The organism is Halococcus sp. AFM35, from assembly GCF_051195015.1.
Lineage (GTDB): Archaea > Halobacteriota > Halobacteria > Halobacteriales > Halococcaceae > Halococcus.
This window is the reverse complement of record NZ_JBNTJU010000005.1, coordinates 186,008-200,424: the sequence shown is the minus strand read 5'-3', so window position 1 is coordinate 200,424 and position 14,417 is coordinate 186,008. Positions and strand designations below refer to the sequence as shown.

Annotated in this window: 13 protein-coding genes; 8 read left to right on the top strand and 5 right to left on the bottom strand. The window is 65.9% G+C overall.

Annotation, left to right across the window (positions count from 1 at the left end):
• Positions 1-207: 207 nt before the first annotated feature.
• The 3 genes from ACQUQO_RS06280 to ACQUQO_RS06270 all read right to left on the bottom strand — a co-directional run bounded on the left by ACQUQO_RS06280 (position 208) and on the right by ACQUQO_RS06270 (position 1,517).
• The gene (locus ACQUQO_RS06280; RefSeq protein WP_435077109.1) at positions 208-378 is read right to left on the bottom strand and encodes a hypothetical protein; all 171 of its coding nucleotides are present in this window, start codon (positions 376-378) and stop codon (positions 208-210) included.
• A gap of 50 nt (positions 379-428) precedes the next feature.
• Entirely contained in the window at positions 429-569 is a 141-nt protein-coding gene (locus ACQUQO_RS06275; RefSeq protein WP_435077108.1) for a rubrerythrin-like domain-containing protein, read from the bottom strand.
• A gap of 135 nt (positions 570-704) precedes the next feature.
• The gene (locus tag ACQUQO_RS06270; protein WP_435077107.1) at positions 705-1,517 is read right to left on the bottom strand and encodes a helix-turn-helix transcriptional regulator; all 813 of its coding nucleotides are present in this window, start codon (positions 1,515-1,517) and stop codon (positions 705-707) included.
• Positions 1,518-1,763: 246 nt separating this feature from the next.
• Between ACQUQO_RS06270 and ACQUQO_RS06265 the strand changes: the two genes are divergently transcribed.
• The 4 genes from ACQUQO_RS06265 to ACQUQO_RS06250 all read left to right on the top strand — a co-directional run bounded on the left by ACQUQO_RS06265 (position 1,764) and on the right by ACQUQO_RS06250 (position 6,832).
• Positions 1,764-2,333: a plastocyanin/azurin family copper-binding protein gene (locus ACQUQO_RS06265; protein ID WP_435077106.1), complete on the top strand. Its 570-nt coding sequence runs from the start codon at positions 1,764-1,766 to the stop codon at positions 2,331-2,333.
• A 69-nt stretch (positions 2,334-2,402) separates the two neighbouring features.
• Positions 2,403-3,737: a Trk system potassium transporter TrkA gene (trkA, locus tag ACQUQO_RS06260; protein ID WP_435077105.1), complete on the top strand. Its 1,335-nt coding sequence runs from the start codon at positions 2,403-2,405 to the stop codon at positions 3,735-3,737.
• Positions 3,737-5,227, top strand: coding sequence for a TrkH family potassium uptake protein (locus ACQUQO_RS06255; RefSeq protein ID WP_435077104.1), 1,491 nt, complete (start codon positions 3,737-3,739; stop codon positions 5,225-5,227). Before trkA ends, ACQUQO_RS06255 begins: the two co-directional genes overlap by 1 nt.
• 57 nt (positions 5,228-5,284) lie before the next feature.
• Entirely contained in the window at positions 5,285-6,832 is a 1,548-nt protein-coding gene (locus ACQUQO_RS06250; protein ID WP_435077117.1) for a TrkH family potassium uptake protein, read from the top strand.
• A 544-nt stretch (positions 6,833-7,376) separates the two neighbouring features.
• Here ACQUQO_RS06250 and ACQUQO_RS06245 read toward each other — a convergent pair.
• Entirely contained in the window at positions 7,377-9,266 is a 1,890-nt protein-coding gene (locus ACQUQO_RS06245; protein ID WP_435077103.1) for a PINc/VapC family ATPase, read from the bottom strand.
• A gap of 81 nt (positions 9,267-9,347) precedes the next feature.
• On the opposite strand from ACQUQO_RS06245, the gene ACQUQO_RS06240 reads away from it, so the two are divergent.
• The 4 genes from ACQUQO_RS06240 (at position 9,348) to ACQUQO_RS06225 (ending at position 12,506) form a co-directional block, all read left to right on the top strand.
• Positions 9,348-10,424 (top strand): M20 family metallopeptidase, encoded by a 1,077-nt coding sequence (locus ACQUQO_RS06240; RefSeq protein ID WP_435077102.1) that lies wholly within the window; start codon positions 9,348-9,350, stop codon positions 10,422-10,424.
• Positions 10,425-10,449: 25 nt separating this feature from the next.
• Positions 10,450-11,955 carry a carboxypeptidase M32 gene (locus ACQUQO_RS06235; RefSeq protein WP_435077101.1) on the top strand — a complete coding sequence of 502 codons (1,506 nt, stop codon included), beginning with the start codon at positions 10,450-10,452 and terminating at the stop codon, positions 11,953-11,955.
• Between the two features lie 85 nt (positions 11,956-12,040).
• Positions 12,041-12,220 carry an HVO_0416 family zinc finger protein gene (locus ACQUQO_RS06230; RefSeq protein ID WP_435077100.1) on the top strand — a complete coding sequence of 60 codons (180 nt, stop codon included), beginning with the start codon at positions 12,041-12,043 and terminating at the stop codon, positions 12,218-12,220.
• 52 nt (positions 12,221-12,272) lie between these two features.
• The gene (locus tag ACQUQO_RS06225; protein ID WP_435077099.1) at positions 12,273-12,506 is read left to right on the top strand and encodes a DUF7533 family protein; all 234 of its coding nucleotides are present in this window, start codon (positions 12,273-12,275) and stop codon (positions 12,504-12,506) included.
• Here the strand turns inward: ACQUQO_RS06225 and ACQUQO_RS06220 are convergent.
• The gene (locus ACQUQO_RS06220; RefSeq protein WP_435077098.1) at positions 12,503-14,329 is read right to left on the bottom strand and encodes a UvrD-helicase domain-containing protein; all 1,827 of its coding nucleotides are present in this window, start codon (positions 14,327-14,329) and stop codon (positions 12,503-12,505) included. The genes ACQUQO_RS06225 and ACQUQO_RS06220 overlap by 4 nt on opposite strands.
• Positions 14,330-14,417: the final 88 nt, after the last annotated feature.

Here is a 14,417-nt window from a genome sequence, read left to right as displayed (position 1 = left end):
GCCGGCTCCGGCACGACCGCCCCCGTCGACAACACGTACCGATGGCGCTCTATCGGGTCCACCACCGCCAACCCCTCCGGTGACCGCTCGAAGGTTGGCCGTATCATCGATATCCGCCTCTGTGGAGACCCTTCATGTACCGGCATATCCCGTTACATACTGTGAGCAGCCGCCACGACAAAAACGTATTGACGATAGCTGCCGGCGTTAGGCGGATGCGCTTGAGTCTATCTCCTCGCCGATGGTGACGAACCCGTACCCACAGTCGGGACAGCGCCATTTCGCCTTCTCGCCGAGATGGAGCGTCGTGCTCGCGGCACGATAGAACAGTTGCTGGTCGTCACACACCGGACAGCGCTGTTCGCGTTCGAGGCTCATAGCATGGAATGACGGCCACCATCCCTCAATCTACTGGTTTTACACACGGCCTATTCGAGCGACATCGCCCGGTTCTGGAAGCTCCCACCACAGGAACACTCGCCCGGATGCGTCTTTCGCTCGACGATTTTGCCACACTGGAGGCACTCGTAGGTCGATTCGTTCCCCGACTCCTCGACGACATCGTACATACCACCGTGTACTCCGCCAGTATTAATAATCCTTATGCCACCGTGATATATTATCACAATAGTGGGCGTGGACGCGATGACCGCGGTATGTAGTGACAGTAAAAGGTCGGTGACCAGCACGACCGCTGAACCGGCCTACTCGTGCTCGCCGAGCGCCGTATCCGGGGAGAGTCGTGAGAGGTCGGCGTGGTCGCCGAGCGGTGTCGCGGCCGCGCGGTAGCTCGCATAGAGGTCTTCGGCCCACTCGCGGGCGGCGGGCGCGTCGGTGTCGGCGTACGTTCGCAGGAGACCGGTGTCCTCGTCGTAGATGCCGACGCCGACACGCTCCGCACAGAGCGTCAGCCCGAACGGCAGGTCGTCGTGGACCAGTATCGAGAAGTTGCCGCTCGCGAAGACTCGTTCGGCACGCTCGGGGTTCGCATCGAGAAGCCCTTCGACGACGCTCGGCGGGAAGACGACCTCGGTCGCCATCCCCTCGACGATGCGCTCGTAGAGGGCGTCGATGTGCAGCGGGTTGATGGTCGCCGGGTCGAGACCACGGAGTTCGTCGGTGTTCCCGACGAGCGTCATGAACCGCTCGACCGGCCGATACGGATTGCCGGGTGCGGCGGTCGTGACGGTCGCATCGGCGAACGCCCGCACGTCGAAGGCGATGTCGTTTGCGTGTGCAGCCGCCACCACCGGCGCGAGGTCCCACACCGCCTCGATGGTCGCCGCGAACGCCGTGACTTCCGTCGCACACACCGCTCCTAACGGCGTGAGTACGAACGCACCCGCCTCACGCTCGATGAGACCGTGCTCCCGAAGCGAGCGCGTGAGGCGGTGTACTGTTGATTTCGAGACGTCGAGGTGTGCTTCGAGTTCGCGTCGGTCCATCGACCCGGCTTCCTGTAGCGCTGCGAGCACTGGCGCACGCCTGACGAGTTCGACGAGCCGCTCGGTGTCCATCCACGTGATGTTTCGTCACGTCGGTAATAAACGTATCTCCGGGGAGCCGTCGATTGAACCCTTCCCCTCCCCCACGGCGCGCCGATAGAGCGCGGTTGGCGGCCGGCGTCGGGAGCGAGTAATCGCCGACGAAAACGGCGACCACGCGGACGACCTCGCTGTGAAATCGTGACTGTCGATAACGCGAGCCGCCGAACGCGAACGATATCCAACGCCTTTTGTCCGTCCTCGTGGAAGTCATCGGCGATGCAACGAACGAGTCGGCGACGGTTCCTCGCTGGCATCGGCACGGCCAGTGCCGCACTCGCGGCGGGCTGTAGCACCGGCGGTTCCTCCGGTGGGAGCGGCGACAGTGCCGGCGGCACCACCGAGAGCACCGGTGGTGGGACGACGAACGACGGGAGCGCCAGTGCGAACACCACCAACAGGGGCGACCGAACGACCGGCGGCAGCGAGACGACGAGCGGGAGCAGCGGTGGCGGCAGCGCCACTGGCGGCGAGACGACGGTTGCGGCCGGCCCGAACGGGAGACTCGTCTTCGAACCGACGGCGGTCGAGGTCGGGGTCGGCGACACGGTGGTCTGGGAGTTCAAAAGCGCCGGCCACAACGTCAGCGCGGTCCCGAAGGACAGCGAGAAAGTGAGCATTCCAAACGGCGCGAAACCCTTTGCCTCCTACGAGAGCGGCGACCTCTACGCCGTGGTCCCGGAGGGAGAGACCTACGAACACACCTTCGAGACGCCCGGGGAGTATACGTACGTTTGTATTCCACACGTGGCCTCCGGCATGGTCGGCACGGTCACGGTCACGGAGTGAGGCGACCACGGAAGGGAAATCCACTTACTCGCCGCCGAGAACTCCCGGTATGGTCAGAGGGCGATACCCGTGCGCGTGATCATCGTCGGAGCCGGGCAGGTCGGCTCCTCGATTGCCGAGAGCCTCGCCGACGACCACGAGGTCGTCGTGGTCGACACCGACGATGGCCGCGTCGAGTCGCTCACCTACTCGCTGGACGTGCTCGCCATCGAGGGCGACGGCACGTCGCTTTCGACGCTGCGGGAGGCGAACATCGAGACGGCCGACATGCTCATCGCGAGCACCGACGACGACGAGACGAACATCGTCACCTGCGCGACGGCCAAGACCGCGAGCGACGCGTTCACCATCGCCCGGGTCAGGTCGACGAACTACCTCGACACCTGGGAGGAATCCGGCGGTGCCTTCGGCGTCGACTTCATGGTGTCGACGAACCTGCTGGCCGCCGAGACCATCACCCGCGTCATCGGGCTACCGGCCGCCCAGAACGTCGACATCTTCGCCGAAGGCGGCGTCCTGCTGGCGGAGTTCTGCATCCCCGACGACAGCCCCATTGCGGGCCGGACGGTCGCCGAGGCCGACCACTTCAGCGAACTCACCGTCGCGGCCGTGCTCCGCGAGGAGAGTGTCCTCATCCCGGAAGGCGAGACGAGACTCGAAGCCGGCGACGAGATAGTCGTCATCGGTAGTCCCGAGAGCACGCGCGCGTTCGCCGCCGGACTCGCGCCCGACCGCGACAGCGACGGACAGGACGTCGTCATCATCGGCGGGAGCGAAATCGCCGTTCAGACGGCCCACCTGCTCGAAGACCGGGGGCTGCACCCCCGACTCATCGAGCGCGACGAGGTGCGCGCCCGCGAACTCGCCGAGGCCCTTCCCCATACTACCGTCATGTCGAGCGACGCCACCGACCGGGAGTTCCTTGCCCGCGAACACGTCGGCGACGCGGACGTGGCCATTGCCGCGCTCGGCTCCGACGAGAAGAACCTGCTGGCCTCGCTGCTCGCCACGCGCGTCGGCGTCTCTCGGACGGTGGCGGTCGTCGAGAGCGCCGAGTACACCGACCTCTTCGAGGCGGTCGGCGTCGGCGCGGCCATCAACCCGCGCGATGCGACCGCCGAGGAGATAATCCGCTTTACCCTCGACGGCCACATGGAAAACATCGCCATCATCGACCACGACCGCGCGGAGGTGCTCGAAATCGAAATCGACGACGACAGCGCCCTCGCCGGCCGCCCCATCAGCGACGCCGCCGCCGAGCTTCCCGCGCGCGTGACCATCGGCGCGATAACGCGCGACGGCGAGTTCATCACGCCGCGGGGCGATACGGTGGTCGAGGTCGGCGACCACGTCGTCGTCTTCGCCGAAACCAGCGACGTCGACGCGGTGGCGAGCCGCATCTGATGGCGATTCGGGTCGACGTCCGCACGAGCGCGAGCCTCCTCGGCACCGTTCTCCAAGCCCTGTCAATCCCGCTTTCCGCACTCATCGGGGTTGCCGCCCTCTACGGCGACCCACTCCTCCCGTTCGCCACCCCGATGGTGCTCTCGCTCGCCGTCGGCACCGGGCTGGCGCGCTACGAGCGCTCGACGCCCGGCCCGCGCGAGGCGTTCTTGCTGGTGGCGCTCGCATGGCTCGCGGTCGCGCTCGTCGGGACCGTTCCGTTCGTTCTGGTCGGCGCGGGCACGCTCGCCACTCCCGTGAACGCCCTCTTCGAGTCGATGAGCGGTATCACTACCACTGGCGCGACCGTCATCGCCGACTTCAGTGTCCATTCGCGGTCGATACTGCTCTGGCGGAGCGTCCTCCAGTGGCTCGGCGGGCTCGGGGTGCTGGTGCTCGCGGTCGGGCTACTCTCGGAGCTTGCGGTCAGCGGCGCACAGCTGATGGAGACCGAAACCCAGACACAGGACGTCACCAAGCTCACGCCCAAAATCGCCAGTACGGCTCGTCTGCTCGGTGGTATCTACGCCGGTCTCACGGGATTGATGGTGGTCGTCCTGTTCGCGCTGTATCTCGCTGGCGTCGCGCCGGCGATGACGCTCTACGACGCGGTGGCGCACGCGCTCACCGCGGTCTCGACGGCGGGCTTTTCCCCGAGGGCCGCGAGCATCGGCGCGTTCTCGCCGGCGGTCCAGTGGGCGGTCATCCCGTTCATGTTCGTCGGCGCGACCAACTTCGTGTTGCTCTACCATCTGTTACAGGGCGACCCGAGCCGGCTGCGAAACAGCGAGGAGTTTCGCTTCTATCTCACCGTCGTCCTCGGCGCGACCGCGCTCGTCGCCGCGTCGCTCGCCCTCAACGGCCGGTTCGTAACCGTGGAGGCGACGCTGCGTCACGCGCTCTTTCAGGTGGTCTCCATCGTCACCACCACTGGGTATGCGACGGTCGATTTCGACGCGTGGTCGACGCTGCCCCGACACGTCCTCTTTCTCGGGATGTTCGTCGGCGGGATGGCCGGTTCGACGACCTGCTCCATCAAGACCGTGCGCTGGCTGGTCGTGCTGAAGGCCTTTCGGCGCGACCTCTTCACCGCCATCCATCCCGAGGCGATTCGTCCGGTGCGCCTCACGGGGTCGCCGGTCGACGAGAGCACCATCCGAGACATCTACACCTACACGCTCGTGAGCATCGTGATTTTCTCGCTGCTGACGGTGTTCGTCGTCGTCGATGCGGCACGGGCCGGCCTCGCCCTCAGCGAGTTCGAGGCGATGGGCGCGGCGGCCTCTACCTTCCTCAACATCGGTCCGGCCTTCGGCTTCGCCGGTCCCTACGGCAGTTACGCGGGCTTTCCCGCCTCGACGAAGCTCGTCATGACAGTGTTAATGTGGCTCGGGCGTATCGAAATCCTGCCCGTGCTCGTGCTCTTCACGCGCGCGTTCTGGCGGTCGTAGAGCGATGGACTAATCCGGGCGACAGTCACCAACCCGAACGTGGCTTCACTGTGGTCGATGGGACGGCTGCGCGTCGATTGGCGGACGAGCGTCGGTCTCGTCGGCACGGTAGTGAAGTACCTCTCGGCGACGCTGCTCGTCCCGCTCGCGGTGGCGCTGTTCTACGAGCGGGACGTGCTGACGTTCGCCGTCGCGTTCGTCATTACTGTGGTCGTCGGGGTGGCGCTCGAACGCGTCGAACCGGATCCCGACCTCGGCGCGCGCGAGGGGTTTCTGATGGTCGCGCTCACATGGTTGGTGGTTGCGCTCGTCGGGATGGTGCCCTACCTCGTTGCGGGGTTCGTCGGCACCGAATCCACCCTCGCCCAGCCCGAGAACGCCCTCTTTGAGTCGATGAGCGGGTTCACCACCACCGGGGCGACGGTGATGGGCGAGATATCCTTCGAGCAGCATTCGCACGCCCTGCTCCTGTGGCGACAGCTCACCCAGTGGCTCGGCGGGATGGGTATCGTCGTGCTTGCCGTGGCCATCCTCCCCGAACTCTCGGTCGGCGGCGCACAGCTGATGGATGCCGAAGCGCCCGGCCCGGGCATCGAGAAGCTCACGCCGCGCATCGCCGAGACCGCGCGCGTGCTCTGGCTCGCCTATTTGGGCTTCACCCTCCTGGAGATGCTCTTGCTCTACGGGCTGCATCTCGCCGGGCTCGCCCCGAACATGGGACTGTACAACGCCATCGCTCATCCGCTCACGACGATGCCCACGGGCGGATTCTCGCCCGAAGCCCGGTCGATTGAGGCGTTCTCCGCGGCGGTGCAGTGGCTCATCATCCCCTTCATGGTCGCCGCCGGCACCAACTTCGCGCTATTCTGGCACGTCCTGAGCGGCGACCCACGGGAACTGACCGGCGACACCGAGTTCCGCTCGTACGTCGGGGTCATCGGCGTCCTCACGGCACTCGTCGCGGGACTGCTCTTTGTGGGGACGGGCATCGAGACCGTTCCGACGGAGGTGCCGCCGATAGTCGGCGAGGCCGAGGATTCGATCCGTCACGGACTGTTCAACGTCGTCTCGGTCATCACCACCACCGGCTACGCGAACATGGACTTCAACACGTGGAGCGCGCCCGCCCAATACCTCCTCCTGTTCGGCATGTTCATCGGCGGTTCGGCCGGCTCGACCGGCGGCGCGATAAAGATCGTCCGCTGGGTGGTCATCGTCAAATCCCTCCGGCGCGAACTCTTCACGACTGTGCACCCCGAGGCCGTCTCACCCGTGCGCCTCGGTGGCCATGTCATCGACGAGCGTGCCATCCGGGGCATCTACGCGTTCACGCTACTCTATCTCGTCCTCTTCTTCGTCGCTACCCTCCTCATCGTCGCGGACGCGTGGCGCGTCGGCCATCAGATTCCCGCCTTCGAGGCGATGAGCGCCGTCGCCGCCACTCTCGGCAATGTGGGACCGGGCTTCGGTACCGTCGGTCCGATGAACAGCTATCTCGACTTCCCGGCCAGTTCGAAACTGCTCATGACCTTCCTGATGTGGATCGGCCGCCTCGAAATCCTCCCTGTACTGGTGCTCCTCACGCCGGCCTACTGGCGCACCTGAAAGCCCTCGCTCGCGTGGTTCGAGAGAGCGAAGCTCTCTCGTCATCACGAAAGGCGCGAAGCGCCTTTCGAACGACTCGGCGCGCTCGCTCGCCCTTTTCATGTCCACCGGGAGAGCGTCGCTCTCCCGAGCCCTGCCTCGCTCCGCTCGGCAGGACACCAGGACCGCACCGCAACGCATTGCGCGGGCCGGGCGCATGGCCCGGCCCGCGCTGAGTCCGCTATCTGCCCTTCCGCACCGCAACCTACCTTTCCCGTCGTCGTGCGTCCGGCTGACGCCGGACGCGCTCCAGCCGACCGCTCCGCAACCGCACCGCCTCCGCCGAAGCCCTCACTCGCTCCGCTCACGGGTCGCTTCGCTCCCCGTTCGCTTGGCGGTGCTCACTTCGTTCGCACCGCCGCCGCTCGTTCGCCCTTCATTCGCCAGGAGAGCAAGCTCTCCTGAGCCTTGCCTCGCTCTGCTCGGCAAGACGCCAAGGCCCGCACCACAACCGCACGGCCGCCGCTGGCGGCACAACGCACGAAATCCAGCTGGCTGTGGTCGCCTACGACGGCGCGACCGTGACCTGCCGCCCGCGGTCGATGGCCTGCTCCAATTCCTCGGCGATGGCGCTGCCGCGCGAGACTTGGACCTCGCCGCCCCGCGAGACCGTCGCCGTGAAGAGATACTCGCCGTCTGCCTGCACTTCGACCGTCTCGCCCGCGTGGCCCTCCATCGGAATGACGACGTGCCGGCTGGTGATTTCCGGTGTCACGATGTCACCGCTCGCACTCCCTGCGCCACCACCGCTACCGCCACCCGCAGCACCGCCCGCACCGCTGCCGCCACCCGCAGCACCGCCCGAGCGCCCGCCCGGTCGCTCGTCGAAGGTCCGCACGTCGATGTCGATACCCAGCCTGTTCTCGATGTCGGTGATGCGCCCGCCGCCCTTGCCGATGACCGTCGAAATGTCGCTTTCCTCGACGTAGACGACGGCGGTGTTCTGGTTCTTGAGGTCGACCTCGCAGCTCCCGCGCGCGACCGAGCGAATCTCGCGCTCGATTTCCTGTTTTGCGATGCGGTCGACGCCGCTGTCGTCGCTCTCGGTATCACCCACGGGAACGGTGACGACCTGCCGATTGAAACTGTAAATCTCGTATTCCGGACGACCTGTCTCGAAGTCCCTGACCTGGATGACGGGCCGCGCGAGGTCTTCTTCCATCAGCCCCTCGGGGACTTTGACCTCGGTCTGAACGTCGTACACGGTGGCGATCTCGCCGGCCTCGACGAATACTACTGTGTCGACGACTTGGGGTATCATGCCCAACTCGACGCGACCGACCAATCTTCCAAGGGCATCGATGGCCCGCGTCGCGTGGACGACCCCGACCATCCCGACGCCCGCGAGGCGCATGTCCGCAAACACCGAGAAGTCCTCGGTCTTCCTGACCTCGTCGTAGATGGTGTAGTCGGGCCGGACCATCAGCAGCGAATCGGCCGTGTTCTCCATCTGTCCATCGAGTTCGGTGTACTGGGTGATGTCGGGACCCACCTGCAAGTCGCGGGGCTTCTCCATCGTCTTCACCGAGAAGTCCGCATCGGCGAGGAATTCGGCGACAGCCCCGGCAAGCGTGGATTTACCCGCGCCGGGCGCGCCCGCGATGAGCACGCCACGCTGGTGGTCGAGCAGGCGCTCGCGGAGGTCCTCGGCGTAGTCGTAGTCCTCCAAGTCGGTCTCGGCGATTGGCCTGACCGCCGTGATTTCCAGCCCGTCGGCAAACGGCGGTCGCGCGAGCGCGATGCGGTACTCGCCGAACTGGACGATGGTCATTCCCTCGCCCTGGAGTTCGACGAAGCCATCGCTCGACGCGCGCGTGGCGCTCTCGATGTCGTCCATCCACTCGCGCAGGTCGGCCTCGGTGAGCGGGTCGTCACCGATTTCCGCAAACTGCATCTCCCCAACTGTTCCGCGCTTGGCCATCGGCGGTACATCGGTTTTGAGGTGGATGCTCATCGTCTCGTCGTCGAAAAAGTCCTCGATGGCCAGCGCCCCGACGTCCCGGAGTTCGGGTTCGACGTACTCGACGGCGAGTCCGGTGGCACGGGCGACCTCGGCTTGGACCTCGTCGCTCGTGAGCAGCGTCGCCTCGTGCCCGGCCGCGAGGTCACGGATGAGTGCATCGACGCTTCCCTCGCCGGCGCTGTGGCGTTCGCTCGCCGTGGGTCGCCGGCCGATGTATTCCACCTCGATCTCCCCGTCGTCGGCGAGGTCCGTGAGCCGCTGGAGTTCGTCGAGACCCTCCCAGCCGGTCTCGCGGCCGTCGTTGGCCTGCGCTTCGAGTTCGGCGACGACCGCCTCGGGGAGCGCGACCGTCTCTCCCTCAAGCGCGCCGCTTTCGGCTCGTTCGGACACCCGTCCGTCGATGACGGCGCTCGTGTCCGGGACGATAGTCATGGGCGAACAAGGCTGGCGAGCGGCATAAGGATGTTCAAGCGCGGGCGAAAGCGCTTATGCGCCGCTGCACGACCACCTGCCATGTCCGACCTACGAGACCTCACCCGCGACCTCGTTTCGATTCCAAGTCACGACGACGAAACAGACGCGGGCGATTGCATCGAGGAGTGGCTTCGCCGCGAGACCGATGCCGACGTCACTCGGGATGAAGTCGGTAACGTCATCGCCCGGCGCGAGGGTGCAGAGACTGGCGAATCGCTCGCGCTCGTCGGTCACCACGACGTGGTGCCACCGGACGACTCGCAGGTCGACGAGGGTGAGTACGTTCTCGAAGAGCACGACGGCCGCCTCTACGGGCGCGGCGCGGCGGACATGAAGGGCGCTGTCGCGGCCGCGATGTGTGCCTTTCGTGATGCGCAGTCCGAAAACCTCGTCTTCGTCAGTTTCGTCGGCGAGGAGATCGGCGGCGAGGGCGCGCGCCACGCCATCGAGAACGGATTCGCGCCCGACTACGCAGTCGTCGGCGAGGGTTCGACGGGTTACTCCGCGCCTGGAGTGACGGATGTCGCAATTGCCCACAAGGGCCGACGCGCGAGCACCATCACCGCCCACGGGACCGCCGCGCACGCGAGCGAACCGGAAGCCGGCGAGAACGCCATCTACCGGGCGAGCGAGGCAATCGATGCGGTCCGAGGGATGGACGGACCGGGTGCGGAGGTGTTCGGCGAAGAAGTCGAAGGCAGCGTCGTCGCCACCGAAATCGAGGGCGGGTCAGCGTGGAACGTGATTCCCGAATCCTGTTCGGTGACAGTCGACGAGCGCACGGTACCAGGCGAGCGCGCGCCGCTCTCGCGGGTCGAGGACGAGAGTGTCGAATGGGCAATCGAACAGGACCTCCCACCGATGGCCTGCGACGACGAGGCGTTCGCCCAGCGGGTGCTTGCGGCCGCCGAGACGGCCCAAGACGGCAATCCCGAAGCGGTGACGAAACCCCACGCGACCGACGCGGGCTGGCTCGCCGAGGCGGGCGTCACCTGCGTGGTCTGTGGGCCGGCTGAACCGGGCGAGGCGCACACCAAAGACGAAAGCGTTGCGTTCGACGTTCTGGAGCGCTGTTGTGGCATCTATCGCGGCGTGGCGTCGGGAGCCGAGAATTGATAGGTCGGCGACCCGGCCATTGGATATGGCAACTGATGCCACCGCAACCAACGCCTACGAGGAACTCACAGAGCGCTACGAGCGCATCAGCAACATCGAGGGCGCGGCGGGGATTCTCAACTGGGACCAGGAGGTGATGATGCCCGAGGGTGGGACACCCGCCCGCTCGGCACAGCTCTCGGCGCTGTCGGCGACGAGTCACGAACTCCTCACCGAGGAGGCGATGGGCGAGGCGCTCGACGCGGCCGAGAGCGCGGACCTCGACGAGCGGGAAGCTGCTGCTGTCCGCGAGATTCGCCGCCAGTACGAGCGTGCGACGCGCGTTCCCACAGAGCTGGTCGAGGAGATATCGAAGACGACGAGCGAGGCGCTGCCGGTCTGGAAGGAGGCCAAAGCCGAGGACGATTTCTCGACGTTCGCACCGGTTTTGGAGGACCTCATCGACCGCAAGCGCGAGTACGCCGAGCACATCGACCCCGACCGCCCGGCCTACGAGGTCCTGTTCGAGGACTACGAACCCTACCTCGGTCTCGACACCGCCGAGCAAATCCTTGAACGCCTGCGCGAGGAACTCGTCCCGCTCATCGATGCGGTCGGTGAGAGCGACATCGAACTCGCCCGGCCCTTCGAGGGAAGCTTCGACGCCGACACGCAGGAGGAGCTCACGCGCGACGCGCTCGACATCTTGGGGTATGATTGGGAGCGGGGCCGCCTCGACACCGCACCCCATCCCTTCTCGATGGGCACGACCTTCGACGCGCGCGTGACGACGCGCTACGACGAGGAAGACGTGTTGGGAGCGCTCACGAGCACCATCCACGAGTTCGGCCACGCGACCTACACGCAGGGACTGCCCGACGAGGAGTATGGGACGCCACTCGGCGAGAATCGCAATCTCTCGGTGCATGAATCCCAGTCGCGGCTCTGGGAGAATCACGTCGGCCGCTCGGAGCCGTTCTGGTCGCTGTTCGTGCCCCGGGTCCGCGAGCGCTTCCCGCAACTCGACGGCGTCACCGCACGGGAGGCCTACGAGGCCGCCAATCGCGTGTACGACGACAACCTCATCCGGGTCGAGGCGGACGAACTGACCTACCACATGCATATCGTCCTCCGGTTCGAGATCGAGCGCGAACTCATCGAGGGCGACCTCGACGTGGCGGAGGTTCCACAGGTCTGGAACGACAGGATGGACGAGTATCTCGGCGTGCGACCGGAGACCGACGCCGAGGGCTGTCTCCAAGACATCCACTGGTCGCACGGCACCTTCGGGTACTTCCCGACCTATTCGCTCGGCAGCGTGCTCGCGGCCCAGTTGTATGCGAGCGCCGAAGACGACATCGACGACCTCGATGGGCACATCGAGCAGGGCGAGTTCGACCCGCTGCACGACTGGCTCACTACCAATGTCCACCGTCACGGCAAACGCTACACGACGCCGGACCTCATCGAGGAGGCCACCGGCGAGGCGTTCACCGCCGACTACTTCCTCGACCACGTAACGGAGAAATACGGCGCGCTGTACGACCTCTGAGCCGATAGCACGCGGGTTTCGGTTGCTACGGGAGTGTGTCGCAGCCACCAGAGCTATATGGCTGGTGTGCCATACCGTATCACGTATGGCGACCGCATCGAACGAGACGGACATCGACGACTTTCTCTCCGGGCGTGGCCACGAGACGGAATCGCCAGGATGGGAGGAGAGCTACAACAAGAAGCAGTGTCCGGACTGTGGCGGGCTTCACGACCCGGATGCGAGCGCGTGTTCGGTCTGTGGCTGGTCGCCGCGGGCCGACTGAATGCTTCGGCCGGGGACGAAGCCGGTAAGTGGGGTCACTACCCAGAGCGAACGTGGGCATCCTCAACACGCTCGGACTCGTGGTGACGCTGGCCTTCGCGCTCCCGGTCGCGCTGCTCGGTGTGAACCTCGTCGTCTCGGGGCGAACGATGACTGGGATCGCCCTCTGTGTCGTCGCCGTGTTGATGGTCGGGCTGAAACAGTACGTCACGACCCCCGACGACGTACCGACGGCCGCAGCCGAGAAAACGGTGGGCGCGGTCGTGAAGGATGACGACGAGAACTAGTCGGCGGCGGGCGCTTCGGTCTCGGCGAGGACGTCCTCGACCGTGACGCCGCTGGGTTCGTTGTCGAGCAACACGTCGACCGGGAGCGTCGGCGCACCGCTCACGAGGTCTTCGAGGAGGACGAGCCGCTCGCGCGCACGGCTCATCCCGACGTAGAACACGCGCCGCTCGTTGTCGGTCAAGAGGGGAACGGGGTCGGTGTTCTTGGTAAACTCCCCACCGGGCACGCTCTCGCCGTCCTCGACCGAGGCGGCCATCTGCTCGACGACCTTCTCGGTGAGGTCGGTCGCGACGAAGACGTGGTCGGCTTCGCGGCCCTTCGCCGAGTGGATGGTACCCACCCGGACGCGGTCGCGGTCGACGTCCTGATAGTCGCCCGCGAAGTAGGCCTTCACCGACTTCTTCTGGAACTGCGAGGTCTTTCTGAGCATGTCCTCGGCCGCGGCCGGTCCGGGCATGAACGGTGCGTGCTCCTTGATGAGGTCGGGGTCGATGGCGAGGTCGGCGATGTCCTCGACGCCGGCTTCCTCCTGGCGCTCGTCGAGTGCGTCGTACAGCCCGTCGCGGCTGTTCGTCCCGAAGGCCGTATCGGCGAGCATGTCGGCGAGGCGGCGGGCTTCGAGTCCCGTGATGGACTCGTCGGCAGCGGATTTCTCGACGGCGCGGACGTAGTCCGCGAGCCGGTCGGTCCACATCCGCTGGTCGGTGAGCGCGCGGAAGGGGATGCCCTCGCCGATGAACTCGTCCATGAACTGGAAGAGCTGGTAGCGCGCTCGGAACAGCACCATCACGGTCTCGTCGCTCCCTTCAACTGTGGAGCGGACGTTCCGCACGAGGTCGAGCATCGAGGGACTCTCGACGGCTTCGACGCTGCCGCCCTCGATTCGTGGTCTGAGGTTCTTTTCCTGACGTTCCTCGATGTGGCGAATCTCCCGGTTGACCACGTTGAGCACGCGCGAGGGCAGCCGATAGGAGGTATCGAGGATGACGTCCTCTCCCTCCTCTTCGAGCAGTAGCTGTGGGTCAGCACCCTGCCACGCATAGACCACCTGGTCGTCGTCGCCGGCGATGAGCGCGCGCTCGACGTGTGGTTTCCACTCCTCGTAGACGCGATACTGGAGAGTGGTGATGTCCTGGAACTCGTCGATGACCAAGTAATCGACGCTGGGAAGCAGCGAGCGCTGCTCGACCCGTTCGAGCATGTCCGCGAAACCGACTTTGCCCGCCTCACCCTTGTGCGTCCGCCACGCACGGATCGCCTCGGGCACGTCGATGCGGTCGTCGCTTGAGGGCCACGTCGGCGTGTACTTGTTGCCCTGCTGGGCGTTGTCGTCGATTGCCGGCGGGAGACGCACCTCCTCGTCGTTCCACTGGAAGGGAACGTCGTACCAGTCGGCCACGTCCCTGGTGGTGCGCTGGAGCCACTGGCTCGTGGCGATGACCTTGTTGCCGATGGTGGTCGAGCGTGCGCTCCGGCGGCGCGACCCTTCATATTCGTCCTCGAACTCCAGCCCATAGGACTCGCAGAACTCCTCTTTGTCGCTCTCGCCGACGACATCGCCCCGAGAGAGGTTCAGGAGTTCGTAGGCCTTGGCGTGCATCGTACAGACGTTGCCTTTGAGCGAGCGTGGGCTGACGTCGAGGCGTTCGGCGAGGCGCTCCCTGATTTCGGTCGCGGCCGCTCGGGTGTACGACACCACGAGGACGTCCTCAACCGTGACGCCCGGCTGGTCGAGAATCTCCTCGACGCGGTCGAGCAGCGCCGTCGTCTTGCCGCTGCCCGGCCCGCCGAACAGACGAGTCACGGGCGAATCGGTGGACATTGACCACAAACACGGACTCACCCACTATAAACGGCGTGGCTCGCACATGGGCAGCCGGGACCGTGCCGGACGTCACCGCCCGACCGGA

Bases quoted from the DNA above. Each gene is read 5' to 3' on its own strand.
- ACQUQO_RS06280 (WP_435077109.1), bottom strand. From the start codon at position 378: ATGAGCCTCGAACGCGAACAGCGCTGTCCGGTGTGTGACGACCAGCAA.
- ACQUQO_RS06275 (WP_435077108.1), bottom strand. From the start codon at position 569: ATGTACGATGTCGTCGAGGAGTCGGGGAACGAATCGACCTACGAGTGC.
- ACQUQO_RS06270 (WP_435077107.1), bottom strand. From the start codon at position 1,517: ATGGACACCGAGCGGCTCGTCGAACTCGTCAGGCGTGCGCCAGTGCTC.
- ACQUQO_RS06265 (WP_435077106.1), top strand. From the start codon at position 1,764: ATGCAACGAACGAGTCGGCGACGGTTCCTCGCTGGCATCGGCACGGCC.
- ACQUQO_RS06255 (WP_435077104.1), top strand. From the start codon at position 3,737: ATGGCGATTCGGGTCGACGTCCGCACGAGCGCGAGCCTCCTCGGCACC.
- ACQUQO_RS06250 (WP_435077117.1), top strand. From the start codon at position 5,285: ATGGGACGGCTGCGCGTCGATTGGCGGACGAGCGTCGGTCTCGTCGGC.
- ACQUQO_RS06245 (WP_435077103.1), bottom strand. From the start codon at position 9,266: ATGACTATCGTCCCGGACACGAGCGCCGTCATCGACGGACGGGTGTCC.
- ACQUQO_RS06240 (WP_435077102.1), top strand. From the start codon at position 9,348: ATGTCCGACCTACGAGACCTCACCCGCGACCTCGTTTCGATTCCAAGT.
- ACQUQO_RS06235 (WP_435077101.1), top strand. From the start codon at position 10,450: ATGGCAACTGATGCCACCGCAACCAACGCCTACGAGGAACTCACAGAG.
- ACQUQO_RS06230 (WP_435077100.1), top strand. From the start codon at position 12,041: ATGGCGACCGCATCGAACGAGACGGACATCGACGACTTTCTCTCCGGG.
- ACQUQO_RS06220 (WP_435077098.1), bottom strand. From the start codon at position 14,329: ATGTCCACCGATTCGCCCGTGACTCGTCTGTTCGGCGGGCCGGGCAGC.